This window comes from Hwanghaeella sp. LZ110 (genome assembly GCF_048892525.1).
GTDB lineage: Bacteria > Pseudomonadota > Alphaproteobacteria > UBA8366 > Aestuariispiraceae > Pacificispira.
In genome coordinates this window covers 643,607-668,022 of the sequence record NZ_JBLZHT010000001.1, presented here as the reverse complement: position 1 = coordinate 668,022, position 24,416 = coordinate 643,607, and the positions used below count along the sequence as shown (strand labels likewise).

Annotated in this window: 21 protein-coding genes; 12 read left to right on the top strand and 9 right to left on the bottom strand. The window is 56.9% G+C overall.

Annotated elements, in window-relative coordinates; genetic code table 11:
- Window positions 1–16: 16 nt before the first annotated feature.
- On the top strand, window positions 17–751 hold the full coding sequence (locus tag ACOSDM_RS02905; RefSeq protein ID WP_420722976.1) for a Bax inhibitor-1 family protein: 735 nt from the start codon (window positions 17–19) through the stop codon (window positions 749–751).
- A 181-nt stretch (window positions 752–932) separates the two neighbouring features.
- Complete coding sequence (locus ACOSDM_RS02900) at window positions 933–2,150, top strand: MFS transporter (protein WP_420722975.1); 1,218 nt, start codon at window positions 933–935, stop codon at window positions 2,148–2,150.
- Here ACOSDM_RS02900 and ACOSDM_RS02895 read toward each other — a convergent pair.
- A complete protein-coding gene (locus ACOSDM_RS02895) occupies window positions 2,147–4,108 on the bottom strand; it encodes a KAP family P-loop NTPase fold protein (protein ID WP_420722974.1) in 1,962 nt (653 codons plus the stop codon). The genes ACOSDM_RS02900 and ACOSDM_RS02895 overlap by 4 nt on opposite strands.
- Window positions 4,109–4,776: 668 nt before the next feature.
- Between ACOSDM_RS02895 and ACOSDM_RS02890 the strand changes: the two genes are divergently transcribed.
- Window positions 4,777–5,307 carry a class I SAM-dependent methyltransferase gene (locus ACOSDM_RS02890; protein ID WP_420722973.1) on the top strand — a complete coding sequence of 177 codons (531 nt, stop codon included), beginning with the start codon at window positions 4,777–4,779 and terminating at the stop codon, window positions 5,305–5,307.
- A gap of 18 nt (window positions 5,308–5,325) precedes the next feature.
- Here ACOSDM_RS02890 and pobA read toward each other — a convergent pair whose 3' ends face one another.
- Window positions 5,326–6,522: a 4-hydroxybenzoate 3-monooxygenase gene (gene pobA / locus ACOSDM_RS02885; protein ID WP_420722972.1), complete on the bottom strand. Its 1,197-nt coding sequence runs from the start codon at window positions 6,520–6,522 to the stop codon at window positions 5,326–5,328.
- A 153-nt stretch (window positions 6,523–6,675) separates the two neighbouring features.
- Here pobA and ACOSDM_RS02880 point away from each other — a divergent pair, with 153 nt between their 5' ends.
- The 7 genes from ACOSDM_RS02880 to ACOSDM_RS02850 all read left to right on the top strand — a co-directional run bounded on the left by ACOSDM_RS02880 (window position 6,676) and on the right by ACOSDM_RS02850 (window position 15,029).
- Entirely contained in the window at window positions 6,676–8,010 is a 1,335-nt protein-coding gene (locus tag ACOSDM_RS02880) for a Rieske 2Fe-2S domain-containing protein (protein ID WP_420722971.1), read from the top strand.
- A gap of 8 nt (window positions 8,011–8,018) precedes the next feature.
- The gene (locus ACOSDM_RS02875; protein ID WP_420722970.1) at window positions 8,019–9,443 is read left to right on the top strand and encodes a glutamine synthetase family protein; all 1,425 of its coding nucleotides are present in this window, start codon (window positions 8,019–8,021) and stop codon (window positions 9,441–9,443) included.
- Window position 9,444: 1 nt separating this feature from the next.
- Window positions 9,445–10,221 carry an IclR family transcriptional regulator domain-containing protein gene (locus tag ACOSDM_RS02870; RefSeq protein ID WP_420722969.1) on the top strand — a complete coding sequence of 259 codons (777 nt, stop codon included), beginning with the start codon at window positions 9,445–9,447 and terminating at the stop codon, window positions 10,219–10,221.
- A 290-nt stretch (window positions 10,222–10,511) separates the two neighbouring features.
- Window positions 10,512–11,117 carry a helix-turn-helix domain-containing protein gene (locus tag ACOSDM_RS02865; RefSeq protein WP_420722968.1) on the top strand — a complete coding sequence of 202 codons (606 nt, stop codon included), beginning with the start codon at window positions 10,512–10,514 and terminating at the stop codon, window positions 11,115–11,117.
- A gap of 56 nt (window positions 11,118–11,173) precedes the next feature.
- On the top strand, window positions 11,174–12,373 hold the full coding sequence (locus ACOSDM_RS02860; RefSeq protein ID WP_420722967.1) for a glycine C-acetyltransferase: 1,200 nt from the start codon (window positions 11,174–11,176) through the stop codon (window positions 12,371–12,373).
- 24 nt (window positions 12,374–12,397) lie between these two features.
- Complete coding sequence (gene tdh / locus ACOSDM_RS02855; protein WP_420722966.1) at window positions 12,398–13,426, top strand: L-threonine 3-dehydrogenase; 1,029 nt, start codon at window positions 12,398–12,400, stop codon at window positions 13,424–13,426.
- A 46-nt stretch (window positions 13,427–13,472) separates the two neighbouring features.
- Complete coding sequence (locus ACOSDM_RS02850; protein WP_420722965.1) at window positions 13,473–15,029, top strand: trimethylamine methyltransferase family protein; 1,557 nt, start codon at window positions 13,473–13,475, stop codon at window positions 15,027–15,029.
- Window positions 15,030–15,053: 24 nt separating this feature from the next.
- Here ACOSDM_RS02850 and dgcA read toward each other — a convergent pair whose 3' ends face one another.
- Together dgcA and dgcN are read right to left on the bottom strand one after the other, a co-directional pair.
- Window positions 15,054–16,037, bottom strand: a complete 984-nt coding sequence (gene dgcA / locus ACOSDM_RS02845; RefSeq protein WP_420722964.1) for an N-acetyl-D-Glu racemase DgcA — start codon at window positions 16,035–16,037, stop codon at window positions 15,054–15,056.
- Between the two features lie 4 nt (window positions 16,038–16,041).
- Window positions 16,042–17,037 (bottom strand): N-acetyltransferase DgcN, encoded by a 996-nt coding sequence (gene dgcN, locus ACOSDM_RS02840; RefSeq protein WP_420722963.1) that lies wholly within the window; start codon window positions 17,035–17,037, stop codon window positions 16,042–16,044.
- A 151-nt stretch (window positions 17,038–17,188) separates the two neighbouring features.
- On the opposite strand from dgcN, the gene ACOSDM_RS02835 reads away from it, so the two are divergent.
- Both ACOSDM_RS02835 and ACOSDM_RS02830 read left to right on the top strand, forming a co-directional pair.
- A complete protein-coding gene (locus tag ACOSDM_RS02835) occupies window positions 17,189–18,556 on the top strand; it encodes a DUF1800 domain-containing protein (RefSeq protein WP_420722962.1) in 1,368 nt (455 codons plus the stop codon).
- Window positions 18,557–18,563: 7 nt separating this feature from the next.
- Window positions 18,564–19,772: a DUF1501 domain-containing protein gene (locus tag ACOSDM_RS02830; protein WP_420722961.1), complete on the top strand. Its 1,209-nt coding sequence runs from the start codon at window positions 18,564–18,566 to the stop codon at window positions 19,770–19,772.
- Window positions 19,773–19,779: 7 nt separating this feature from the next.
- Here ACOSDM_RS02830 and ACOSDM_RS02825 read toward each other — a convergent pair whose 3' ends face one another.
- The 5 genes from ACOSDM_RS02825 to ACOSDM_RS02805 all read right to left on the bottom strand — a co-directional run bounded on the left by ACOSDM_RS02825 (window position 19,780) and on the right by ACOSDM_RS02805 (window position 24,410).
- Window positions 19,780–20,226: a VOC family protein gene (locus ACOSDM_RS02825; protein ID WP_420722960.1), complete on the bottom strand. Its 447-nt coding sequence runs from the start codon at window positions 20,224–20,226 to the stop codon at window positions 19,780–19,782.
- A gap of 105 nt (window positions 20,227–20,331) precedes the next feature.
- Window positions 20,332–21,207, bottom strand: a complete 876-nt coding sequence (locus ACOSDM_RS02820; RefSeq protein WP_420722959.1) for a hypothetical protein — start codon at window positions 21,205–21,207, stop codon at window positions 20,332–20,334.
- A gap of 81 nt (window positions 21,208–21,288) precedes the next feature.
- Window positions 21,289–22,440: a M24 family metallopeptidase gene (locus ACOSDM_RS02815; RefSeq protein WP_420722958.1), complete on the bottom strand. Its 1,152-nt coding sequence runs from the start codon at window positions 22,438–22,440 to the stop codon at window positions 21,289–21,291.
- A gap of 11 nt (window positions 22,441–22,451) precedes the next feature.
- Window positions 22,452–23,258, bottom strand: coding sequence for a peptidoglycan editing factor PgeF (gene pgeF / locus ACOSDM_RS02810; RefSeq protein ID WP_420722957.1), 807 nt, complete (start codon window positions 23,256–23,258; stop codon window positions 22,452–22,454).
- Between the two features lie 3 nt (window positions 23,259–23,261).
- On the bottom strand, window positions 23,262–24,410 hold the full coding sequence (locus ACOSDM_RS02805) for a class I SAM-dependent methyltransferase (RefSeq protein WP_420722956.1): 1,149 nt from the start codon (window positions 24,408–24,410) through the stop codon (window positions 23,262–23,264).
- Window positions 24,411–24,416 lie beyond the last annotated feature (6 nt).

Below are 24,416 nucleotides of genomic sequence, written 5' to 3'. Positions count from 1 at the left end.
AAAGGGGCAATGAGCCATGGCTCTCAATCCGAATCGTTATGCATCACAGACTGGTAGCGTCAGTCAGGCGGAAATCGACGCTGGCCTGCGGTCCTATATGCTGCGCGTCTATAATTACATGGCGCTGGGCGTCGCCTTCACAGGCGTGCTGGTCTTCGCATTGGCGCAAAATCCTGAAATCATGGTCACCATCGCCGTTGGGCCCATGAAATGGGTTCTGTTTGCGGCCTTGATTGGTATGGGCTTCTTCTCCCACCGCATTATCTCAATGAAATCCACTGCGGCTGCACACGCCTTCTACTGGGTCTATTGCGCGCTCTGGGGCGTGATGATTTCCCCCATGGTGGCCTATTTCCTGCAATCAACCGAAGGGTCGATGGATGTCGCGCGGGCGTTCTTCATCACCTCTGGCATGTTTGCGGGTGTCAGCCTGTTTGGCTACACCACCAAAAAGAACCTCAGCGGGTTCGCAACATTCTTCATGATGGCGATGATCGGCCTGGTGATTGCCATGGTCGTGAATATGTTCCTGGCCTCCACGGGCTTTGCCCTGCTGATTTCGTTTGCTGTCGTGGTTATTTTTGCCGGGGTTACCGCCTATGAAACCCAGATGATCAAGAACATGTACCACGAAAATCTGGGTGATGATCAGGTGACCAAGTTCGCCCTGTTCGGTGCCTTGGCGCTGTATGGCAGCTTCGTTACGCTGTTCATTCACATCCTGAACATCCTCAGCATCATGCGGAACTGATCCCGCATCATCTGAATAATGTTACGCCGCCCGGCAGGTCTCTGCCGGGCGGTTTTGCTTTTGGACAGCCCCATAAAGCTGATCCGTGATATCCAGGCGAAAAGCTCTTGCAGCGATTTCGCAAGACGAAGCCCGTCTTCACGTCTATGAAGAGCGCCTAATCTATTCTGGAGTGATCGATATGACATCGGAACGCAACGCCGCCCTGGTTCTATTCGCAGGCTTCCTGATTCTGGCCGTTGGCTTTGGCGCGAGAATTTCGTTTGGCGTTTTCCTGCCCAGCATGCCGGCAGAAACCGGTTTTACCATCGCCTCCCTGTCGCTGGTCCTGGCGGTTCAGAATCTGATGTGGGGTGCGGCACAGCCGTTTGCCGGTCGTTTGTCAGATCGATTTGGGGCAGCACCCGTCGTGTTCTTTGGCGCAGTTCTGTACGCTGGCGGCCTAGCAATGACTGCAATGGCGGAAAACTTTTGGGTCTTTGGGATGTCTGCCGGTCTGATCCTGGGCGTTGCACAGGCCGCCGTTGGCTTTCCTGTTCTGTTGGGTGCCATCGGGCGCACGGCGTCGGACAAACGCCGTGGTCTGTATCTGGGCATCGCAACGGCGGGGGGCAGCTTTGGACAATTGGTCTTCTCCCCCGTCAGTCAGTTATTTCTGCAAAGTTTCGGATTGATTGATGCATTTCTGGCGATGGCGGCTGTCTGCCTGGCTGCGTCGGCACTTGCCTTAGTCATTCGCCGCGAAACCAGGCCTACTGCCACGCAGCGGGCCTTTATCGCCGCACAGCCCGGTGAAAATCTGAAAGCCGTTCTTGGACGCGCCATGACTGATCGCAGCTTCCAGCTCTTGATCGCGGGATTCTTTGTCTGTGGCTTCCATTTGGCCTTCATCGCTGTTCATTTACCGAATTTCGCCCTGGTCTGTGGCCTATCCGCCGCCGCTGGGACGGCTGGGCTGGCGCTGATCGGTGCGTTCAATATCATCGGCACAATTACGGCGGGCCAGATCAGCGGCACATTTCGCCCAAAATACCCGCTGTCGATCATATATGCTTTGCGCGGTGTGGCCGCGATGGGCCTGTTGATCGTTCCCGTAACTGAAACCGTGCTGCTGGTGTTCAGTGCCGTCATTGGTTTGTTGTGGCTGTCCACTGTGCCGCTGACCAGCATGACAGTTGCCAAGCTGCACGGTCCGAACAATGTCGGCATGCTGTTTGGCATCGTCTTCTTCAGCCATCAGGTCGGCAGCTTCACGGGTTTGGTCATGGCGGGGGAATTCTATGAGATGTTCGGCAACTACGACGCCATGTGGATCGCCAGCGCGATCCTGGGCTTTGCCGCCGCCATCGTCCATCTCCCCATCGAAGACAACCGCAAACTGACCCCGGCAGGGGCTTAGGGCTTGGACTGATGATCACTTGACGTCGGCAGCCCTCGTGGCTGCCGACCAAGCAAACGATATAGGTCGTCCAATGCATCTGGGGAACCAAGCGCACTGGCCAGTTTATCCTGAAGGGATTGGCGCCCAGACAAGTCACCCAGACCAGGACGCGCGCGATAACTTTCCAGTTGCTCAAGGCGATAGGCGTCCAACCACACCCGATCCACCAAATCAGCGACCAGATACGCTGCCAACCGTGTTGCCTTTGCCGGGTCTTCAGTCGGAATATCGCCGCGCGCAGCCGCTATTCGCAGGTACAATCCAACTGTGTTGCGCAATGATTTGATGCGGCGCATGTTCATACCCATCGGCTGAACAAAATCCCGAATCATGATATCCAGGGTTTCGCTGGCAAGACGCTCATTAATCTGAGGGCGCAATTCAACGCCAACATCTTCTTCGGCTGGCTCAGCTATATTTTCTTCCACGCCTGATTTTCTCAGCACCATCTCATCAGGTTTGTCACCATTATTTCCCATGGACCCTAAGGATCCTGACTGTAGCAAAATTCCGTTCTCGTCCAGTTGCGCATCAAGGACCGGATCATCGATGTCCCCCCGGATCAGCCCCGCCTCTTGCACACCCTTTTCTGTCAAGGCTGGCATTCGAAATCCAACCTGCACGATTTTTTCCAGGAAACTGCGGCCAAACCCAATGCCATCTGGATGATGGGCAACGATTCTCTCATATTTCGCGTTCAGCGCGGCAGAAACGAATTCTTCATCGCAAGCAACTACCGTGACACATCCCGCCGTGGTCAGGTTATGAATGGACTCAACAAATTCAGCTACACGGTCCGGCGTGCATCGATCCAGATCATCAATAAAAAACGCCAGGGTGTGCCCAGTTTGCTTCCCGATTTCACTGATATCCGCATAAGTCTGTGCCAGGCGCTGCTGATCGCTGACCTTTACGACGCGACTTTGAAACAGGCCATTGATCCAGCTTCGAAGGCTGTCGCGAAATACGCTGGTGATAGCGCCAACAAATAACGTGACACCAGCCCCAATTTGGGCAGAAAAACCAGGGGCTGTAATGTCTACCGTTTCCGTGGATCGTGATACAAAGCCATGAAACCACGCCCAAGCGCCTGATGCGATCAGCACATAAAGCAGGGATCCTGATATCAAGACAAGCGGGACCAACGGCAGGACCACATTCTTGATGAATGCCATTGTTCCCCAATAGAGGCGATCAAAGCCCTGCTTTTTCCTGCGTGCCGCCTCTTCCAATTCCTTGCCCATCACATTGCGAAGCGTGTCAAGCATATGGGCATGCAAACTCTTGGACCCATCCCATTTCCAGGCATTCACTGGAATGATGACATAGCAGGCTTTGTCAGATTCTACGCTCAGCAGTGCCTTTTCCAAGGCCCCCATAAGGGTTGATTTGCCCGACCCCCAGGGACCAAACAGGCCTATCGTGATGTTGGCATCTACCCCTTTCTTTAAGGCATCCCGGCGCACAGACTCAATGGTGCTGCACAGTTCCTTCGCAATTTCAGGAAAACCCAGCTTGGGATTATGACTTGGCGCGTCATGGGTAGGAGCCAGATCATTCACTTGAACATCCCGTGCTGGCCCATCCCCGAAATACTGCGGCAGATGCGCATGAACAGACTGTGTGAACGTGGCGACTGTCGCCTTATCCTCGGCGCTATAGCCATACCCCACCATGAGATAGGGCGAGACTTGATCCTTTTCGCTAAGCGCATAATCGACCAACAGATACCAGCGCTTATGCGTCATGAAGGCGGCCCTGAAACGTTCCCTGACCCCCTCAGAAAGCCCTTCTTTCGCCAGCAATAATTGAGCAGGCGGCACCTTCACGTCACGATTGGGATGCGGCAGGATCAAGGCTGACCCGGACCAGAACCAATCTTGCGTTTCTGCATCAGGGCGTCTTGTTCGCGGCACAATCTGAATATTGGCGTCCCGCAGGGCCTCCCTGAATTCGGGGGGAAAGTCCCAATCGGATGACTGTAATATATCTTCACTTTCGTGCCACGGACGACGCAAAGGTATCGAAGATGGGGATACACTCAGAATTAAACGTGCAAACTCTGCAATAGGTTCCTCGAACTCCGTAAAAATATCACCCTCAATATTGATTGAGCCCGTAACAAAGACTTCACCATTTGGTAGTCTTGCAACATCATTCAAAAGGCATACGGGTAGTCCCTCAATAGAAGAAAAGAGTGACTTTTGATTTTCATTATCAAACCCTTTCCTAAAACCAATGATAACCTCTGGCGGGCCATCAAACCCAACTGTCAGGAATACATTCTGAAACCTAGGGATTTTAACAGTTTTAACTGAGATTTTTGGCAAGATTTTTTTCAAACCTCTTACCAGAATTCCCATCTGTTGCTGAGGACTAAAACTGTGCTCAGATTCAGGTTTGAAATTGGAAAGTTCCGTTTCATTGTTCATAGATCACCCCCTGAACATCACTATAAATTGCTTTAACAAATTTATGCACCCTGGTTCTCACCTCCTCGTGAGGTGGGGTTGGAATGTGCCGGTTTGGCCCTACATGAGTTTTGTATCGCTATGGTGCGATGCACACTTTAATGGGAATTCTCATGTCACGTTTAGACTCGGCTATCCGGCGGTTGCAGGCGCAGCGGCGGTTATTGGATCAGGCAGCGTCAGACATCCAGTCCTTGGAGGGGGTTGTTCTGGAACTGGGTCTTGGCAATGGCCGGACCTACGATCATTTGCGGCATATTCTGCCAAACCGCGACATCTATGTGTTTGAACGGGAAGTTCAGGCCCATCCGGATTGCGTTCCAGAGGATGACCACTTGTTTCTAGGAGATGTGATCGACGGGTTGCACCGCGCACAGAAAACACTAAGGGCCAGAGCTGTGCTGATTCATGCAGATTTGGGAACCGGCGACAGTCAGGCTAGCCGTGATTTCGCAAAGAATCATCTTAGCCCCGCCATCATTCCGTTACTGGCCGAAGGTGCACAGATACTCAGCGATCAGCCGCTCTCCCTCCCTGGCGCGACCAAGGTTCCTTTGCCCGAAGGAATGGATGCGGATCGATATCACGTCTACCGCGTGGATGGGCCAATAGAGGCGCACAAGCGCTTTCATAAGGCAGCCTGAAATCTCTGTCTGCCCCTCCTAAAAGGGCAGGCCCACGTAATTCTCCGCAACGACGGTCTGGGCCGCGCGCGAAGACATAAGATAGGCGATTTCCGCCTCCTGCATGCGATTTTCAAAGGCGCGATCATAGCCAGCCTCATTCGGGAACTTGTGTAACAGGCTGGTCATCCACCAGGAGAATCGCTCTGCCTTCCATACCCGGGCCAGGGCTTGATCAGAATATCGATCCAACAGATCAGACATGCTCTGTTTGTAAAACTGGACCAGGGCGCGGTACAGGTAATAAATATCTGATACCGCTAGGTTCAGCCCTTTCGCGCCGGTGGGCGGCACGATATGGGCAGCATCCCCAGCCAGAAACAGCGATCCATGGCGCATCGGTTCGGCGACAAAGCTGCGCATGGGGGTGATGCTTTTATCCAATAGGGGACCTTCATTGATGTGGTGCCCATCTGTATCGCCTATGCGATGGCGCAATTCATCCCAGATACGGGCATCCGGCCATTTCGACAGATCCTCATTCGGGCTGCATTGCACATAATGGCGGGAAATCGATTCCGAACGCATGCTGCACAAGGCAAAGCCCCGGTCATGGTGAGCATAGATCAATTCATCCGCCGCCGGCGCCGCCTTGGCCAATATCCCCAACCAGGCAAAAGGATAGGTCCGTTCAAATGTGCGGATTGCATTCTGTGGCAGGGACTGTCGGCACACCCCGTGAAAGCCATCACAGCCAGCAATAAAGTCGCAGTCCAACCGATGTTTTTGTCCCTGGTGGGAATACGTCACAAACGGCTTTGAACCATCGAAAGCATGCGGCGTTACATCCGCCGCTTCGAAGACGATCTCCCCCCCAGCCGCCAGGCGGGCTGCGATCAAATCCTTCGTGACCTCTGTCTGACCATAGACCGTGACAACCTTGCCATTGGTCAATTCATCCAGCGCAATGCGGTGGCGTCGCCCATTGCCTGCAATTTCAAATCCGTCATGAACCAACCCTTCCCGGTCCAGCCTGTCCGCAACTCCAGCCTCCCGCAGCAAATCAACCGTGCCCTGTTCCAGAACACCGGCGCGAATGCGGCCTTCGACATAGGCGCGATCTTTTCGCTCCAGTATTACCGACTCGATACCCTGTCGGTGAAGCAACTGTGACAACAGCAGGCCCGCCGGACCACTGCCGACAATGCAAACCTGCGTGCGACGTGATTTGCCCATGAAAAGGGTCTCCTGAAATAGCGCGTTTCCTTCCGACAGATTAGGCCTGCCCCGGTCAGGAACCCAGAAAATGAAACAGTTTACGCCCATAGATTCTTTTGGCATACTATATATCGAACAAATGTTCGATATTCGAACAAATTGGAGGATGAGATGATCAGTGCAGAGATGAACCGGAAACTGACCGAAATTGGCGCAGGGACAGAGGCCGGGGCCGTGCTGCGTCGTTATTGGCAGCCAGTCGCACTGGTCGATGAATTCGACGGGCCACGCCCGGTCCGCCCGGTCACTCTGCTGGGGGAAAAGCTGGTCGCCTTTCGCAACGAAGACGGAACCTATGGGCTGATCGATCGCCACTGCCCCCATCGCGGGGCAGATTTATGCTATGGGCGGTTAGAAGATGGCGGCATTCGCTGTCCCTTCCATGGCTGGAAATTTGATACGGATGGCCAATGTCTGGAAACCCCTGCGGAGCCAGAGGAAAGCCAACTGGCCAGCCGCATCAAGACCACGGCCTATCCGGTCGCGGTGCGCAACGGCATCCTGTTTGGCTATCTGGGCACGGGCGAGCCTCCAGCCTTTCCCGAACTGGATTGCTTCACCGCACCCGACAGCCACACCTTTGCCTTTAAAGGCCTGATCGAAAGCAATTGGCTGCAGGCGCTGGAAGTGGGGATCGACCCGGCCCATGCGTCCTTCCTGCATCGGTATCTGGAAGACGACGACCCGGCAGATGCCTATGGCAAACAGTTCCGCGATTATGTCGGGGATACTGATATCCCGATGACCCGCATTCTGCGTGATTTCCCGCGCCCAAAGATTGATGTGGAAACGACCGATTACGGCCTGCGCATCATGGCGCTGCGGGATCTGGATGGACAGGCGATGCATGTCCGCGTCACCAATCAGGTCTTCCCCCAGGCGATTACCATCCCGATGTCCAACGAAATGACCATCACCCAATGGCATGTGCCGATAGATGATGAAAACTGCTATTGGTATGCGATCTTTACCAGTTTCGGGAATGCCGTGGACAAGGCCAAAATGCGCCAACAACGTGAAGCCCTGTATATCATGCCGGATTATATCCCGAAGGTCGGCAAGCAGAATGGTTATGGCTATGACCCGGTAGAGCAAAAGATGCGCACCTATACCGGCATGGGCGATGATATCAATGTCCATGATCAATGGGCCGTCGAATCGCCCGGCCCCATTCAGGACCGGACCAAGGAACATCTGGGCCAGACCGATGTGGCAATCGCCGCCTATCGCCGTCTGTTGCTGCGGGCGATCAAAACCGTCGCAAAAGGTGAAGGAACGCTACCAATCCTGGATACACCGGGCGGCCCTGGCGCTATCAAGGGGCCAATCGCCATCGATACATTGGCCCCGCATGACACCTGGCGCAGCGCATGGCTTGCCAGCGAGCAAAAACGGCGCGAGGCTGCTCCCTGGTATTTCGGCACTGACAGCGTTGCTGCGGAATAGGGTCAAACATGAAGCTTTCATTTGAAACCGTCGGTCCATCGGACCGGCGCACCCGGATTCAGGATATCCTTGATCGCGTTTCCTCCGCCGGGGTCGAAAGTGTCCGGCTGTCCTTCGCCGATCAGCATGGATTGTTGCGGGGCAAGACCATCCCTGTTTCAGGGCTTAAAGACGCCTTGGAAAACGGTTGTGCCATGACATCCACCCTGCTGCTGAAGGACACATCCCACCGCACCGTCTTTCCGGTATGGACCAAAGAAGGCGGCTATGACTTGCCCGGCCTGAAGGGGGCCGGCGACATCTTGATGATGCCCGACCCCGACACGTTTCAAATTCTGCCCTGGGCGGAAAAGACCGGGTGGCTGTTATGTGACCTGGCGCTGAAGGACGGAACGGCCATGCCATTCTGTACCCGCTCACGCCTGCGCAATGCCTTAAGGCTGCTGGCAGAGGCCGGCTATGAGCATCGCACAGGGTTGGAACTGGAATTCACGGTCCTGAAATTGGAGAATAAGAAGCTTGCCTACCAGGATGCGGGCCATCCACCGGCCCCCGTTGAAACATCGCTGGTCACGCGCGGCTATCAATACCTGACCGAAAGTCAGGCAGATGAACTGGAACCGGTTTTCGAGACCATCCGAACCGTCTGTGAAGGCCTGTCCCTGCCCCTGCGCAGTCTGGAAGTGGAATTCGGCCCCAGCCAGGTTGAGGCGACGTTCCACCCCCAGGATACGATGAAGACGGCTGACTGTACCGTGCTGTTCCGCAGCGCCATCAAGCAGGCCCTGCGCCGCATCGGCTATCACGCGACCTTCATGTGCCGCCCGGCCTTGCCAGAAGTATTCTCCAATGGCTGGCATGTGCATCAGTCCCTGATCCATCGCGACACGGGCAAACCCGCCTTTGTCGATGCGCATGAGCCCTTATCCCCATTGTGCAAGAATTTCCTGGCCGGATTGCTGGACCACGCGGCCGCAAGCTGCCTGCTGACCACCCCGACAATCAATGGTTACAAGCGCTATCGACCCTTCGTCCTGGCGCCAGATCGCATTTTATGGGGCATGGATAACAAGGGCGCGATGCTGCGGGTTGTCGGTTCCCCAGGAGAGTCTGCAACCCGGATTGAGAATCGCGCACCGGAACCCGCCGCCAACCCCTATCTGTGCATGGCGTCTCAAGTCCTGTGCGGTATGGACGGCATGACGCGCCAGGCCGAACCGCCACCCCCGACCGAAGCCCCCTATGCCGAAGGTGTCTTGCTGCCCCGCACGATATTGGAAGCCATTGATGCTTTCAGCGGCAGCGCCTTCTATCGTAAAGCCTGGGGCGATGCCTTTGTCGATTATCTGGTCACCTTGAAAAAAGCGGAACTGGCCCGATTCTTTGCAGAAGTCACCGATTGGGAACAGCGCGAATATTTCGAGATTTTCTAGAATGAACGATGTCACGGAGGTCAAAGACAGCGAAATCGTCCAGACGCTGGCCAAAGGCCTGACGTTGATTGCTGCTTTCGGTCCAGACACCCAGACTATGACAATTGCGGATGCCGCCCGGTTGACGGGGTTCAGTCGCGCCGGGGCAAGGCGAATTCTGCGCACTCTTGAGGCAATGGGCTATGCATCCCAGGAAAATGGGCGGTTCAATTTAACACCCAAGATCTTAACCCTGGGATTTTCCTTCCTGCGATCCAGTGAGATTGGCGACCGGGTAAACCCGATCCTGCGTAAGGCGTCGAATGCCATGCGGGAAACCTGTTCTCTGGGTCTGCCCAGCGGCACGGATATGGTCTATGTTGCCCATGCTATTTGTGAGGATCGCCTGTTTTCCACACGGTTTACCATTGGCGCCCGGCTGCCCATGGCGGCCACGGCCATCGGGCGCGCCTATTTGGCCCATGTCAGTGAAACAGAGCGTGATCGTTTGATGGCCCAGATCGCCCCAAGATCAGAAACCCCCAACACCGTGATCGATCGCGGCGCATTAAAGGTGATCCTGGATCGCACTAGAAAGCAAGGTTATGCAGCCACCGATGAAGAATTTGAAATGGGGGCGCTTTCGGTCGCTGTCCCGGTCCTGGGTGTTTCAGGCACTGCGGTAGGGGCGCTGAATGTTGTCGTCAATAAGGGCCGTGTCGCGGTCAAGGACATGATCGAAGAATTCACCCCTGCCCTGAAAGAAGCCGCCCATGATGTGGGTCTGGCCTTAGGTTAGCGTCGCCTTCCCTTTGCCATTCCAACGCAGGCGTGACTCCAGAGCGGAACGCCCGACTCACGACCTGCCGCCCTGGACCCCGGATCATGTCCGGGGTGACTAAATAGAGAGGCCGTCATTCCCGCGCAGGCGGGAATCCAGAGCCACACGCACCAAATTCACCCGCCGCCCCTGAACCCCGCAACAAGTGCGGGGTGACGAAATGAGTAAAGACAACACTGTTCTATGTTTTTATTTCAGTTTTTCGATATATTGAACTTTCGGAATGCTTAGACTTTGGAGAACCCTGCGTGAAAGACAACCTGGTGCCACCGCCACAGCTTGGCGCAATCGTCCGCAAGGCGCGTAAACAGCACCGCCTGACCCTGGAACAGGTGTCAGAACGCAGTGGCGTGTCAAAATCCATGTTAAGCCAGGTAGAGCGCGGCACCGTCAACCCGACCTTTGCCGTGGTCTGGAACCTGATGCAATCGCTGGGGCTGGATATGGCCGATTTGACCGAAACGATTCAGGCGGAAACGCCGGTCATCGAACACAGCCACGCCTATTCGACACCCACCCGCAAGAGCCGCGATGGATTGGTAACATTACAGATGTTAAGTCCCTATCGCACCGTGCTGCCAATAGAATGGTATGAAATGCGGATGGAGCCCGGCGGTATCCTGGCTTCTGACCCCCATGCCATGGGCACGTATGAGCATTTAACCTGTCTGGATGGGTCTGTTGCCGTCGAAGTTGCCGACACGCGGGTTGAAGCCAGGGCGGGAGACACGTTACGCTATCAGGCAGATCGGGCGCATCAGATCATCAACACAGCCACCGGTCCATCGCGTGCGATCCTGCTGGTTGCCCTGCCCCAACAATATGATGCGCAGGCCAGGCAAATCATCCGTTGACAGTGAATTCCAGTATATCATACAAATTCCTGGATATCGAAAATAAAGGTAATGCCATGACACGCTCCCTTATCCAACATGCACAAGATGCCCTGTCACAAATTGATGCCGACGGGCTGATGAAGCGGGAGCGCACGATTACCAGCGCCCAATCCAGCGAGATTGATACCCTGGATAACGGGACTGCCCAGCATGTTATCAATTTATGCGCAAATAATTATCTGGGGTTCGCCGATGATCCCCGCTTGATCCACGCCGCAAAGGAAGCGCTGGACAGCCATGGATTTGGCATGGCGTCGGTTCGGTTTATCTGTGGCACCCAAGACCTGCACCGCCAGTTGGAAAGTCGTCTGGCAGATTTCCTGAAGACCGAAGATGCGATCCTCTTTTCCTCCTGTTTTGATGCCAATGCTGGGGTTTTCGAGGCATTATTGGGTCCGGAAGACGCGATTATCTCAGATGCTTTGAACCATGCTTCGATCATCGATGGGGTGCGGCTGTGCAAGGCACAGCGCTATCGCTATGCCAATAATGATATAGAGGAACTGGAAGCCCGCTTGAAGGAAAGTCAGGATGCCCGCCTGCGCCTGATCGTGACTGATGGTGTCTTCTCTATGGATGGCATTATCGCGGATTTACCGGCCATCTGTGCCTTGGCCGAACGCTATGACGCCACCGTCATGGTCGATGACAGCCACGCTGTTGGCTTCATGGGACCCCGTGGAGCCGGAACGCCCGACCACCACGGCGTCGAAGGGCGTGTGCAATTGCTCAGCGGCACATTTGGGAAGGCTCTGGGCGGCGCGTCAGGCGGCTATATCGCCGGCCCTGCCCCCATTGTCGCCCTGTTGCGCCAAAGGGCACGGCCGTATCTGTTCTCAAACGCGCTGGCCCCATCGATCTGTGCCGCGACCCTGGCCGCGCTGGATTTGCTGCAAAGTGGCGGGGAACTGCGCGAAACCTTGCGGCAGAATGCCAAACATTTCCGCCAGGGCATAATGCAGGCCGGTTTTGATCTGGTGCCAGGCGACCATCCGATCATTCCCGTCATGACCGGAGATGCCGTTCTGGCAACCAGGCTGGCGGCGGGATTGATGGCAGAAGGCCTGTATGTGACGGCTTTTTCCTATCCCGTCGTGCCAAAGGGCAAGGCACGAATCCGCACCCAGATGTCTGCCGCCCATACCCGTCAGCAATTGGATCATGCCATTATGGCCTTCACCAAAGTCGGTCGCGATATCGGACTGATCGCATGACCTTCGTTTCTAAGGACCCCAGCAATGCGCGCACTGTACAAATCTGAACGAGCCGTCGGCCTGTCTATGGGAACAGCGGATAAACCTGTTCCGGGCCCGCATGACGTGCTGATCAAGGTTCAGCGGGTCGCGATTTGTGGCACCGATTTGCATATCTATAACTGGGATTCCTGGGCACAGAAAACCATTCCCGTGCCCATGGTGGTCGGCCATGAATATTGCGGAATCGTTGAGGCCGTGGGCGAAGAAGTGACCCTGGTGAAACCAGGCCAGCGCGTTTCAGGGGAAGGGCATCTGGTCTGTGGGAAATGTCGCAATTGCCGCGCGGGGCGGGAGCATTTGTGCAATCACACCGTCGGTGTTGGCGTCAATCGCCAGGGAGCCTTTGCCGACTATCTGACAATCCCTGAACACAATGTCTGCGCCATTCCAGACGGCATTTCAGATGATATCGTCGCGATCATGGACCCGTTGGGCAATGCCGTACACACGGCCCTGTCCTATGACTTGGTTGGAGAGGATGTGCTGATCACCGGCGCGGGGCCAATCGGCCTGATGGCAGCCGCCGTCGCCCGGCATGTGGGGGCACGCCATATCGTTGTCACCGATTTGTCCGATGATCGTCTGCGCCTAGCAGAAAAAATGGGCGCGACCCTTGGCGTGCGGGCCGATAAGGAAAAGCTGTCCGATGTGATGCGGGACCTGGACATGACCGAAGGCTTCGATGTCGGGCTGGAAATGTCCGGGGCCGGGCGTGCCCTGAATGACATGGTTGGTGCCATGAACCACGGGGGCAAGATGGCGCTTCTAGGACTTTTTGCGACGCCGGTAGAGCTAGATTTAACCGCCGCGATCTTTAAAGGTTTACAGTTCAAGGGCGTCTATGGGCGCGAAATGTTTGAGACCTGGTACAAGATGATCGCCATGCTGCAAAGCGGCCTGGATGTCAGCCCGGTGATTACGCACCGATTGCCCTTTGAGAAATTCGAAGACGGTTTCACCGCCTTAAATTCAGGCCAAGCCTGCAAGGTCGTTCTGGACCTGGCCGCCTGAAATATCGCCTAGTTCTACAATCATCGGCCTTTGAAAAGGATCGTGTATGGCCCGCCCCGGACGCTCATCAGGACGCTCAACCCGCCTCCAAAACCGCGACACTGCCGATACGGCAAGCGCCCTGCATCAATTGCCCTGGGGACAGCTGACCTATATTGATAAACCCACCGAACCATTGGATGAAGAGGGGGTGAACAAGATCCACGACACCGCAATGCGCGTGTTGGAAGAGGTCGGCATTCTGTTTCTGAACGAAGAAGCCCGGGACATCCTGAAAGAGGCCGGATGTGACGTGGATCCGGTCACGTTCAATGTGAAATTTGATCGCAATTTTGTCATGGAAATGGTTGCCCGTGCCCCGGAAAGCTTTTCCATAACCCCCAGAAACCCGGCACGAAAGATTGAGATTGGAAATGGCCGCGCCGCCTTTGGCATGGTCGCCAGCCCGCCCAATACGATGGATCTGGAAAAGGGCCGCCGGGTCGGCAATCGCGCGGATTATCAGGATATGCTGCGCCTGTCACAGGCGTTCAACTGTATCAATTTCAATGGCGGCTATCCGGTGGAGCCCATCGACATCCATGCGTCGATCCGACATCTGGATGCGATTTTTGACCTGCTGACCCTGACAGATAAGGTTTTCCACGCCTATTCCCTGGGCCCGGACCGGGTTGAGGATGCGATGGAAATGGCCCGGATCGGGGCCGGATTGACCCATGCGGAATTTGACGAAGAACCCCGCATGTTCACCAATATCAATTCCTCCTCCCCCCTGAAACATGACTGGCCGATGCTGGATGGTGCCATGCGTCTGGCGCGTCGTCGCCAACCGGTGATCATTGCGCCTTTCACGCTGGCCGGTGCCATGGCACCGGTCACGATTGTCGGCTCCATTGTGCAGCAGACGGCGGAATGTCTGGCCGCTGTCGCCCTGTTGGAATACATCACCCCTGGCACACCGGTCGTATTCGGGGCGTTTACTTCCAATGTGGATATGAAGTCCGGCTCCCCCGCATTCGGCACACCGGAATATATGCGCGCCATGCAGATTTCCGGTCAGATGGCGCGATTCTATAAGCTGCCCTGGCGCGGGTCTAACGCCAATGCCTCCAACGCGCCGGATGGCCAAGCGATCTGGGAAAGTCAGAACTCGCTGTTTAGTGTTCTAAGCGGCCATTGTGGGGTGATATTCCATGCAGCGGGCTGGGTTGAAGGGGGGTTGAGTGCCTCCTTCGAAAAGGTCGTGATGGACTGTGAAATGATCCAACAATGGATGTATTACAACCGTCCGATTGATATGTCCGATGATGAATTGGGGCTGGATGCGATGAAAGAAGTCGGCCCGAACGGCCATTTCTTTGGCTGTCAGCACACGCAAAGCCGCTATCGCAATGCCTTCTATAACCCATTCCTGTCCGACTGGCGGAATTATGAGGCCTGGGCCGAAGCTGGGTCGCAGATGGCGCATGAGCGTGCCCATACGCTGTATAAGGAAATCCTGGCGGAATACACACCGCCCCCTATCGATCCGGCGATCAAGGCAGAATTGGAAGCCTTTGTCGCCCGTCGCAAGGAAGAAGGCGGCGCACCAACCGATTTCTAGCATTCTGCAGGCAGGAAGTCAGTATCACCCCCAAAGCTCAGGCTTTGGCGGATGCATCAGGGAGCCTTCGAATTCGAAGCCCGGTTCACGATCCACCGCCAACAGCAAGGGGCCATCCAGATCAACGAATTTGGCCCCCTGGGCGACCAGAAAGGCGGGGGCCATGCCCAGGGACGTCGCCAGCATACAGCCGATCATGATTTCCATGCCCGCCGCTTCCGCCTCTGCCCGCAACAGCAGGGCCTCGGTCAGGCCGCCGGTCTTATCCAGCTTGATGTTTATGACATCATATTTGCCGATCAGCGATTGAAACCCCTGGCGGGCATGGGCGCTTTCATCCGCACACAGGGGCACCGGATGGGCCAGATCCGCCAGGATCGCGTCCTGTGCGGCGGGCAAGGGTTGCTCGATCATTTCAACCCCCAACGCCCCAAGCTTCTCTGAAAACGGCTCCACCATTTCCGGCGACCAGCCTTCATTGGCATCAACGATCAAGCGGGTATCGGGGGCGGCGGATCGCACGGCAGCAACCCGGTCCAGATCGCCGTCGCCCGTCAATTTCAGTTTGAACAAAGGGCGCGCGGCGTTCTTTTCCGCCGCCTTTGCCATATTCTCCGGCGTATCCAGACTGAGTGTATAGGCGGTCACCAGGGCCTGTGGTGCCTGCTTGAAACCCGCTGCCTTCCAGGCTGGCACCCCACTGCGCTTTGCGTCCAGGTCCCATAGGGCGCAATCAATGGCATTGCGGGCCGCCCCGGCGGGCATGGCGGCATTCAAAGCATCACGACCCATGCCCTGACCCAAGGCACCTTCCATGTCCTGGATTTGCGCCATGACAGACGCGATGCTTTCCCCATAGCGGGCATAGGGAACGCATTCACCGCGCCCCGTTACACCATTTTCGGTCAATTCCACGACAACTACTTCCACCGTTGTCTTCGACCCGCGAGAGATCGTGAAGGTTCCGGCGATGGGAAAGCTTTCGTGCTTCGCTGTCAGCTTTATCATCGGGTTACAGCGCGTCTACCAACCGGCCCGCGCCCTGGCGGAAGGCATCGACCGTCGGCAGACCGACCTCCCATTCCACACTTTCCAGATAGTCGTCCTGACGATCCTTGGGCAGGCCTGATGTGTTGACCGAAACGCCGATCACGCGACAGGCCGGATTGACCATGCGCCCCATCTGTTCGTTGACCGCGATGCAATCCTTAAGAGACGGCAAGGCGAAATCAGGCAGGCCGCGCATATGGGTCCGCGTCGGTTCATGACATATCACCAAGGCATCGGGCTGTGCCCCATGCAACAGGCCAAGGCTAACCCCGGCGAAGGATGCATGAAACAAGGACCCTTGCCCTTCCACGACATCCCAGTGATCGGGTTCGTTGGCGGGGCACAGCTTTTCCGTCGCACCGGAAATGAAATCGGCGATCACCGCATCAACAGAAACACCGCCCCCTGCGATAAAAATTCCAGTTTGTCCGGTCGCGCGGAAACTGGCCTTCATGCCGCGTTCCCGCATCGTCTTTTCAACCGCCAGAGACGTGAACATTTTCCCAACCGAACAATCGGTCCCGACCGTCAGCAGACGCAGGCCGGGGCGCTTTGTGCCGCTGGCGACCTCAAAAGTTTCCGTTGGGTGGCGCACATCATACAGCTTGCGCCCATGTTCCTGCGCCAGGCTGGAAAGCGTTTCAATATCCGTCAGCTTGTTGTGCAGGCCGGATGCAACGTCAAAGCCCATGACCAGCGCTTTTTCCAGCGTCGCCCGCCAGGACGGAGGAATAACGCCCCCGCGATTGGCAACACCAACGATCACGGTCTTGCACCCAGCCGCCTGGGCCTGTTCCAAGGTCATATCGGGCAGGCCAAGGTCGGCCTTGCAACCATCCAGGCGCAGCTGGCCCTTGCACCAGTCCGGGCGCCATTTCGCAACACCATTGGCAACCTTTGCCGCCAGATCATCAGCAGCATCACCCAAAAACATCAGATAAGGATTCTCAATTTTCATGCGCGTGGAGCCTTTTCAATTTTGTGTATTTCACTGTTTCGTCGTTGCACCGCACTATAAAGAGGCCAATGCGGTGCGTCACGCCTTGTTGCAATCAGGAATCGCGCTAGGCTGAATTCCAGCGATAACAGAAAGCTTTTCGGCACCTGCCATGGTCCAGCCTTATCCGAAACAGTTCCCCCCCGGTTTGCGTGATGCTGCTATTGCCGCGTCACGGTTTGGATATGGCGCGCGCGCCGGGGAATTGCAGGGCATTTCCGCTGACCCACAAGGCTGGCTGTTGGCCCAATTGGAAGAAAGCGCCGTACCGACGGATTATTTCCAGGGACTGCCCGAAACCTCTGAAATCACGTCCCAATTGGTGATCGCCCAGGCATCAGGCGATCCTGCCTTACAAGCCCTGAGGCGCAGTCGCAGCACCGAATCCCAGGCGGAGGCAAAAGTGCATGCGGCTTATGCCATGGCAACCGGCGCGCCATTTCGCGAACGGCTGGTGCGGTTCTGGTGCAATCATTTCAGTCTATCGGCCCTGAATCCCCGAATTTTTCCGCTGACCTATGCCTTCGAACGCGATGTTATCCGTCCAAATCTAAGGGGCAGTTTCGTCAATCTGCTGACCGAAGCCGTGCGCCATCCGGCCATGCTGCTGAATTTTGAGAATGCCCGTTCCATCGGGGCCTATTCCTATGCGGGGCTGAAGGGGGCAGCGGCGCTGGATGATCGCCTGGCGCAAGCCATTCTGAAACTCTACACGTTTGGGCCACAGCGTGAACCCACGCCAAAGGATATCTTTTCCCTGGCGAAAATGCTGACCGGCTGGTCGGTCACCGGCCCGGAAGAACCCAATCCAGGCAGTTTTATCTTCCGACCGAAATGGCATGAACCGAATGCGAAATATTTCCTGGAACACAGCTTTCCCCCCGCGGGCGTTCTGGAAGCGGAGGCCGCCCTGGACAAGCTGGGCCGCACGGAACAGGCGGCGACCTATATCGCGACCCAAATGGCGCAGTATTTCATAACCGACACACCACCGTCTGAGTTGATTAACAGCATGCTGCGCGGTTTCACCGACGGCGCGAACAGCCTGGCAGGAATGGCCAAGGGCATGGTCACATCTGAAGCGGCCTGGTCGCCCATACAAAACAAGATAAAGACGCCGGAAGACCTGGTCCTGTCCACCGCGCGTGCGCTGGGGATGGGGGGAGAGGCTGGCAGCATGACCCTGCGGGCCCAGCGGGTTCTGGGTCAGTCCCCCAAACATGCCCCATCGCCCGAAGGGTGGCCCCAGCAGGCGGGGGCCTGGATTGCACCACAGCAGATGATGGATCGGTTGGCCTGGACAGGTGCCATAGCCAGACGCGGTGCCGCCCTGATGCCCGACGCACCGGTTACAGAAACCGCACTGGACATTCTGGGTCCCCTTCTGTCGCCGGTCACCTATCGGCGGATTGCGGTCGCAGCAGACCGGGGTGAAGGATTGGCCGTGCTGTTCGCATCCCCGGAATTCCAAAGGCGGTGAAGAGACGATGACACACGCCCCCCATCATTTCACCCGCCGACGCTTGCTGGCCCTGACCGGCGCGACCGTCGCAACCGCCGCGCTGGCGCCCCAGATCAGCTTTGCCGATGGACCAAAAGACAGGCCCCTGATCCTCATTCTGTTGCGGGGTGGGTTGGACAGTCAGGCCCTGTTCCCGTTATACACCGACCCCAATTACCGATCCCTGCGCGGGCCGCTGGCGCTGGCACCGCCTGGCAGTTATGGCGGATTGCTGGACCTGGATGGCAGTTTGGGACTGCATCCGGTTGCAGAACCGCTATTAGCCTATTGGCAGGCCGGACAGATGGCGGTCGCCCCAGCCGTCGCCAGCCCCTATCGCGGGCAATCCCATCAGGAAGCGCAGACCATCCTGGAATCAGGCCTGCAAAGCTATGACCCTAGCAACGCCGCAGGGGGATGGCTGAACCGTGCCCTATCGGCCAGCGGCGCTGGCGATGGATCTATTCGCGCCCTATCCCTGGGCACGACCGTTCCCCTGATTCTGTCAGGGGCAACACCGACCGAGCCATGGCTGCCATCGGAACTGGCCCCCAATCGGGCCGGATATCTGGAGCGGATTTCAACCCTTTATGCCAATGATCCGATCCTGTCAGAAGCCCTGACGACCGGCATTCGGGCGCGAAGCCTGCGCCATTCTGTCATGGGGCCTGATCATGTCGCCGCTGATACCGCAGGCATCGCCGCCCAGAATTTAAGCATTGCAACCGAAATGGTCGGACGCGCAGTATCGGCACCAGACGGACCGCGCGTGGCCGTTCTGGAATGCGGGGGATGGGACAGCCACCTGCAACAAGGGTCCCTGGAAGGACCGCTGGCCCGTGCGATGGCAGGGCTGGCAAGCGGCCTGAGCGCCCTGGCGGATGGGTTAGGGCCCGTTTGGGACAACACCATGATTGTCACAATCGGGGAATTCGGGCGGACAGTTCGCCCAAATGATCAGGGTGGCACGGATCATGGCACGGCAGGAATGGCGCTGATCCTGGGAGGGGCCTTAAAGAAATCCCAGCGGCTGGGCGATCTGCCAATGCTGCAAGCAGGGGGCCTGGACCCGACCCTGGACAGCCGCGCCCTGTTTAAAGGCATCCTGGCCCAACATTGGGGACTGACCCGATCCGTATTGGATAAACGTGTGTTTCCAGACTCCGCCAGCGTTGCGCCGATCAGCGGTCTTTAAGCGGTCATTAAATAAGTGGGACGGACGGCACCCAACAATACCAATCGGGATCAAAGATATAGCACTCGCGAAGGCCGTGGGGCTTGTCTATCGTGCCTTCCAGCATCTGATAGCCCCATTCCCGCGCCCGTGCCTCGGCTGCATCGGGATCGACACCATACAGGCGCAATTCCACCCCGGCACCGCGCCCCTGCACCGACCGCACCAGCCCGGAAAGACGATGCTTGTTATAGGTATGATCGGCATGCAAAAGCCATTGCGCGCCGCTGACCGGTTCCGCCATCACAGCAAAGTCTTCATCTTCATAGACGGCCTTGGCCCCCAGAACATGGCTGCAAAACCCGACAGAGGCGGCAACATCTTTCACCAGCAGATTGATGCCTAATCCCTTTGGAATAGATTTACCGAAATCCGCCGGCTCCATCCATGGCTCTTTAGTGCTTTTCGCTGTCATTTGCTGTGATCCAATCCTTAAACCTTTTGGGACTTTCGTCCCATGCCTTGCGGCCTATGACAAGCCGTGCCTCGATACAACGTGTGCCAGTCCACAAAGACAAACCTATTGAACAGACGGTTGCACTGATCGAACATTATCAATCTTGCCCAGAATATCTTGAATCGCCTGAACATTGGCCAGGGTCGCGTCAAAAGCAGCGCCGCCCCATTTGTCATTCAGGCTGCCTTCCGGCACACGGTTTGATTGTTGAAGGGTACCCAGAACCGTCCCTGTGGCATCCATCAACCACCAGCGGATGGTTATCTCCTGGAATCCATTCTCGGGCTCCCCCTGAAGGACCGATCCGGCCAACAGCAGGGTCGCGTCTTCGGGATTGTCAGCAATGGTCACGCCGGCCTCATCCAGCACGGTTGTCATGGCGCTTGCCAGGGCTGTGTTTCCATCCCCTGGTGCACCTTCCACCCCCATAATAGCAACACTGCGCGGTCCGGTCTGTTCTGTCAGAACCGTCGTATCCGGGCGCAGGGAGTTTGCCACCAGATCTGCCCCCGTATCGGCCAATTCCTGAACCAGCAAAGGATAGCCCTGATCATAGGCGGTGCGGGTCGCAGGCACTTCCGCCTGAATCAAAGCCACCTGATTGCCCAGATGATCCGTCAGACGCCAATCAACCAATGCCTTGCGGTCCCGCCAATGGGCTGTGCCTTCCAACAACAGGCCGTTGGTCAGCGCGCCCCCGGCTGTGGCAGGGATTTCGCGCGCGATCAATGCCGCAACAAGGGCCTCAGTGAGCGGCCCGGAAATATTAGGATTTGCCCCTTCTACCGGGGTTACAGTCACCCCGGCCCCATCCGGGATCGCCAGTAAGGGGTTGGATATCTTGGTCGCGGGGGCAGACTGAAACGGTTTTGGGATTGGGCCGCAGGCATTCAGCAAGCCCAGTATCCCAATGCAAATCAACCACTGGCGCTTATACAAGGCACGCCACCATAACAAGCAGCAGGCTGACCACCACCATCTGAATAATCCACGGCATCGACGCTGATCGCTTCCCTTATCCTACAGGCGCACCATGTCCAGGGGACTGCGTGACACGGTCTTTGACCCGGTTTCATCCAGGATCGAACTGCGCCCCAGGCACATGGCCAGTCCCTTATCGGAATTGACAATGATGATATGGATGAAAAACGCCATATTGGAAGCCAGAACCACCGGATTATCCGCATAGAACATTGGATAATCCATCCAGCACGGCGTGAAGCGTGCGCTCATCCCATAGCCACAGGCATTCAACCGATGTTCCCGCAAGCCATAGGAATCCAGCACCGTCGCATGGGCCTGAAACACATCGCCCATGGTATTGCCGGGCTTCAATGTCGCCTCGCATTCTAACAAGGCGGCCTTTCCGGCCTCGTACATATGCAGATGTTCCGGCTGGGGCTGACCAATGATAAAGGTATTCATCATGGCGGCGTGATAGCGGCGATAGGACCCCGCCCATTCCAATGTCAGTTGATCATTCGGCGACAAGGCGCGACGACCTGATTTATAGCGACACAGCAAGGCATCCCGGTCCGACCCGATGATGAATTCATTGCCCGCATAATCACCGCCGCCTTCAAAAACAGCACCTTGCATGCGAGAGAGAATAAGGCCTTCATCCACGCCAGCCGCAGTTACGGCAACCGCCGCGTCATAGGCATCATCCGCCAATTCCCCGGCGCGCCGGATACAATCCAGCTCAGCCGGGCTTTTCACAATGCGTTGCTGGCTGATCAGATCATTGGCAGGAACCAGAGTACAGAACCCGTCCAGCGCTGCCTCAACCTGTTTGCCGCGATGGGCGGTCAGGCCTGCGGCTTCATATTCCACGCCCAGCGTCTTGCCCTTCGCGCCATAACTGTCCAGCAGATCGCGCAATTGCAGGGCGGGTTGTGCGCCTTCCTTGTCCACCCAGATCTGAATGTCCTCGATGACACTGGTATGCTGGGCCTGGCGCAGGTCTGGCGCGCGGGTCAACAGGAAGAATTTCCCATCCGCACCCAGATAGAATGCCTGAAAGAAACAGAACCCAAATGTGTCATAGCCGGTCAGCCAATACATGCTTTCCTGAAGGAACATCAGCATGCCATCCAGACCCTGATCCTGCATCGCTGCACAGGCTTTGGCGCGACGGGCGGCAAGTTCTTCAACGCTGAAATGAACGGCCATGATGGGGTCTCCTATTTTGATACCAGGGCGATGGTTGACAGTAACCGGCCATAGTCAATGGAACCATCCGCGTTGCGCTCCTTTCGGTGCGTCGCGCGACGGAAGCTGTAAAAGCGATCAGGATCGGCATAGGTGTCTTCCGCGATATGGGCAAGACGCCCAACGCCGCTGGCGCGCATCTGGTCCAGCACAAATCCGGGCAGGTCGAACTGAAAATGTCCGGCCAGCAAAGAGGGCACAAAGAACCGATCCAATGCGGGATCCTGGGCCACGAACTGCGCCAGAAATTCAGGTCCAACTTCGTAGGAGGGTTGATGGATACAGGGGCCCAGAACCGCCGTGATATTGGATCGCTTGGCCCCCAAGCCTTCCATCGCCGCCACGGTGGCCTGGACGACGCCACCAATCGCGCCCTTCCACCCGGAATGGCAGGCACCGATAACACCCGCCCGGTCATCCGCAAACAATACAGGTGCGCAATCTGCTGTCGCGATCCCCAGGGCCAGGCCAGGCCTGTCGGTCACCATGCCATCCGCCTTAGGCAAAGCGTCTGGATCAAACGCCCGATCCACCACGACCACATCCGGGCTGTGGATCTGATACAATGTATTCAGGGCATGGGCTGGCAAATCCAGGGCCGCCATGGCCCGCGCGCGATTTTCCGCGACCACAGCCTGATCATCAGCAGACCCCAGGCCAATATTCAGACCCGCATATATCCCCTGGCTGATACCGCCCTGTCGCGTGAAAAAGCCATGCACAATCCCTGACAGTCCAGATAAAGCATCATCCTGCAAGGGGATCAGCGCATCGGTCATGGATCAGGCGGGCTCCAAACCTGGCAACAGGGGCGTCATTGGACCGGCAAGGCCCAGAACTTTGAACAGAGTGCCCATTCCATCGGCCCCGATCAAGCGATCGCGTGCACTTTCAATCTGTTTCGCCCCTGAACCGGATGCCACCTTCATAAGATTCTGGGCACGGATCTCAATGCCCAGCGCCCGCAGGAAATCCCCCTGGGTGCGCAAGGGCGAAACGCGCGCGCCTGCTTCTGCCGCAGCTTTTGCCAGGGCCGTGAAATCAACATGGGCGGTCAGGTCCGCCTCCCCCGGTGTTTCCAGAACGCCACAGGGCTTATGTGCCTTCACCGCCTGCAAGGTATCGCCTGTAGCGGGACCCGCATAGCCGTAATCGATGATCAGCGCCGCGCCGCCCTGGGCCGCCAAACGTGCCCCCAGATCCGCGGCTATACGCCAGGCCAGGGGGGCCAGTTCAACCACACGGCCCACCTTTGCGCGGTCCCTCAGCGTCTTATCGATCAAGGGCTCCAGGACGCTAGGGCCCGGCGAAAGGGTCAATGCCAAGGCATGGTTTCGGGGGTCAATCGCCAGCAAACGTTCCCGCCATCCGCCTTGAACGCGCTGAATCTGACGGATCGGTAAGGCGTCAAAGAACTCATTCGCGACGATCAACAGGGGCGCATCTTCTGGCAGGGTTGCGATATCACTGTGCCAGGATACAGGCACGGGTGCGCGTTCCAGACTGCGGGCCTGAACATCGCGCAGGACTGGGCTGGTTTCCACCAGATGCAGATCACTGGCCTTCAGGAAGCCCGGCAAACGTTTTCCCGCCCGCAGCAGATCGGCAGACAAGGTGCCGCGCCCAGGGCCAATTTCCACCAGATGAAGTTTATCAGGCGCCCCCATCTGTTGCCAGACTTCGGCGCACCACAAACCAATCAATTCCCCAAACATCTGAGAGATTTCCGGGGCCGTCGTGAAATCGCCTGCCCGCCCGAATGGATCGCGGGTGATATAATAGCCATGCTGAGGATGGCCCAACGCATCCCCCATGAAATCAGCGATGGTCAGCGGCCCTTCATGCAAAATGCGCCGGCGAAGATGTTCCTCGCAAGGCGTCATAAGGGCAGAGACTGGTGTCTGAGCGGGCATAGAATACGGTACCGTCACTTGCTT

Bases quoted from the DNA above. Each gene is read 5' to 3' on its own strand.
- pgeF (WP_420722957.1), bottom strand. From the start codon at position 23,258: ATGACCGATGCGCTGATCCCCTTGCAGGATGATGCTTTATCTGGACTG.
- ACOSDM_RS02875 (WP_420722970.1), top strand. From the start codon at position 8,019: ATGAAGCTTTCATTTGAAACCGTCGGTCCATCGGACCGGCGCACCCGG.
- pobA (WP_420722972.1), bottom strand. From the start codon at position 6,522: ATGGGCAAATCACGTCGCACGCAGGTTTGCATTGTCGGCAGTGGTCCG.
- ACOSDM_RS02890 (WP_420722973.1), top strand. From the start codon at position 4,777: ATGTCACGTTTAGACTCGGCTATCCGGCGGTTGCAGGCGCAGCGGCGG.
- ACOSDM_RS02905 (WP_420722976.1), top strand. From the start codon at position 17: ATGGCTCTCAATCCGAATCGTTATGCATCACAGACTGGTAGCGTCAGT.
- ACOSDM_RS02830 (WP_420722961.1), top strand. From the start codon at position 18,564: ATGACACACGCCCCCCATCATTTCACCCGCCGACGCTTGCTGGCCCTG.
- ACOSDM_RS02900 (WP_420722975.1), top strand. From the start codon at position 933: ATGACATCGGAACGCAACGCCGCCCTGGTTCTATTCGCAGGCTTCCTG.
- ACOSDM_RS02880 (WP_420722971.1), top strand. From the start codon at position 6,676: ATGATCAGTGCAGAGATGAACCGGAAACTGACCGAAATTGGCGCAGGG.
- ACOSDM_RS02835 (WP_420722962.1), top strand. From the start codon at position 17,189: ATGGTCCAGCCTTATCCGAAACAGTTCCCCCCCGGTTTGCGTGATGCT.
- ACOSDM_RS02850 (WP_420722965.1), top strand. From the start codon at position 13,473: ATGGCCCGCCCCGGACGCTCATCAGGACGCTCAACCCGCCTCCAAAAC.
- ACOSDM_RS02870 (WP_420722969.1), top strand. From the start codon at position 9,445: ATGAACGATGTCACGGAGGTCAAAGACAGCGAAATCGTCCAGACGCTG.
- tdh (WP_420722966.1), top strand. From the start codon at position 12,398: ATGCGCGCACTGTACAAATCTGAACGAGCCGTCGGCCTGTCTATGGGA.
- ACOSDM_RS02825 (WP_420722960.1), bottom strand. From the start codon at position 20,226: ATGACAGCGAAAAGCACTAAAGAGCCATGGATGGAGCCGGCGGATTTC.
- ACOSDM_RS02815 (WP_420722958.1), bottom strand. From the start codon at position 22,440: ATGGCCGTTCATTTCAGCGTTGAAGAACTTGCCGCCCGTCGCGCCAAA.
- dgcA (WP_420722964.1), bottom strand. From the start codon at position 16,037: ATGATAAAGCTGACAGCGAAGCACGAAAGCTTTCCCATCGCCGGAACC.
- ACOSDM_RS02860 (WP_420722967.1), top strand. From the start codon at position 11,174: ATGACACGCTCCCTTATCCAACATGCACAAGATGCCCTGTCACAAATT.
- dgcN (WP_420722963.1), bottom strand. From the start codon at position 17,037: ATGAAAATTGAGAATCCTTATCTGATGTTTTTGGGTGATGCTGCTGAT.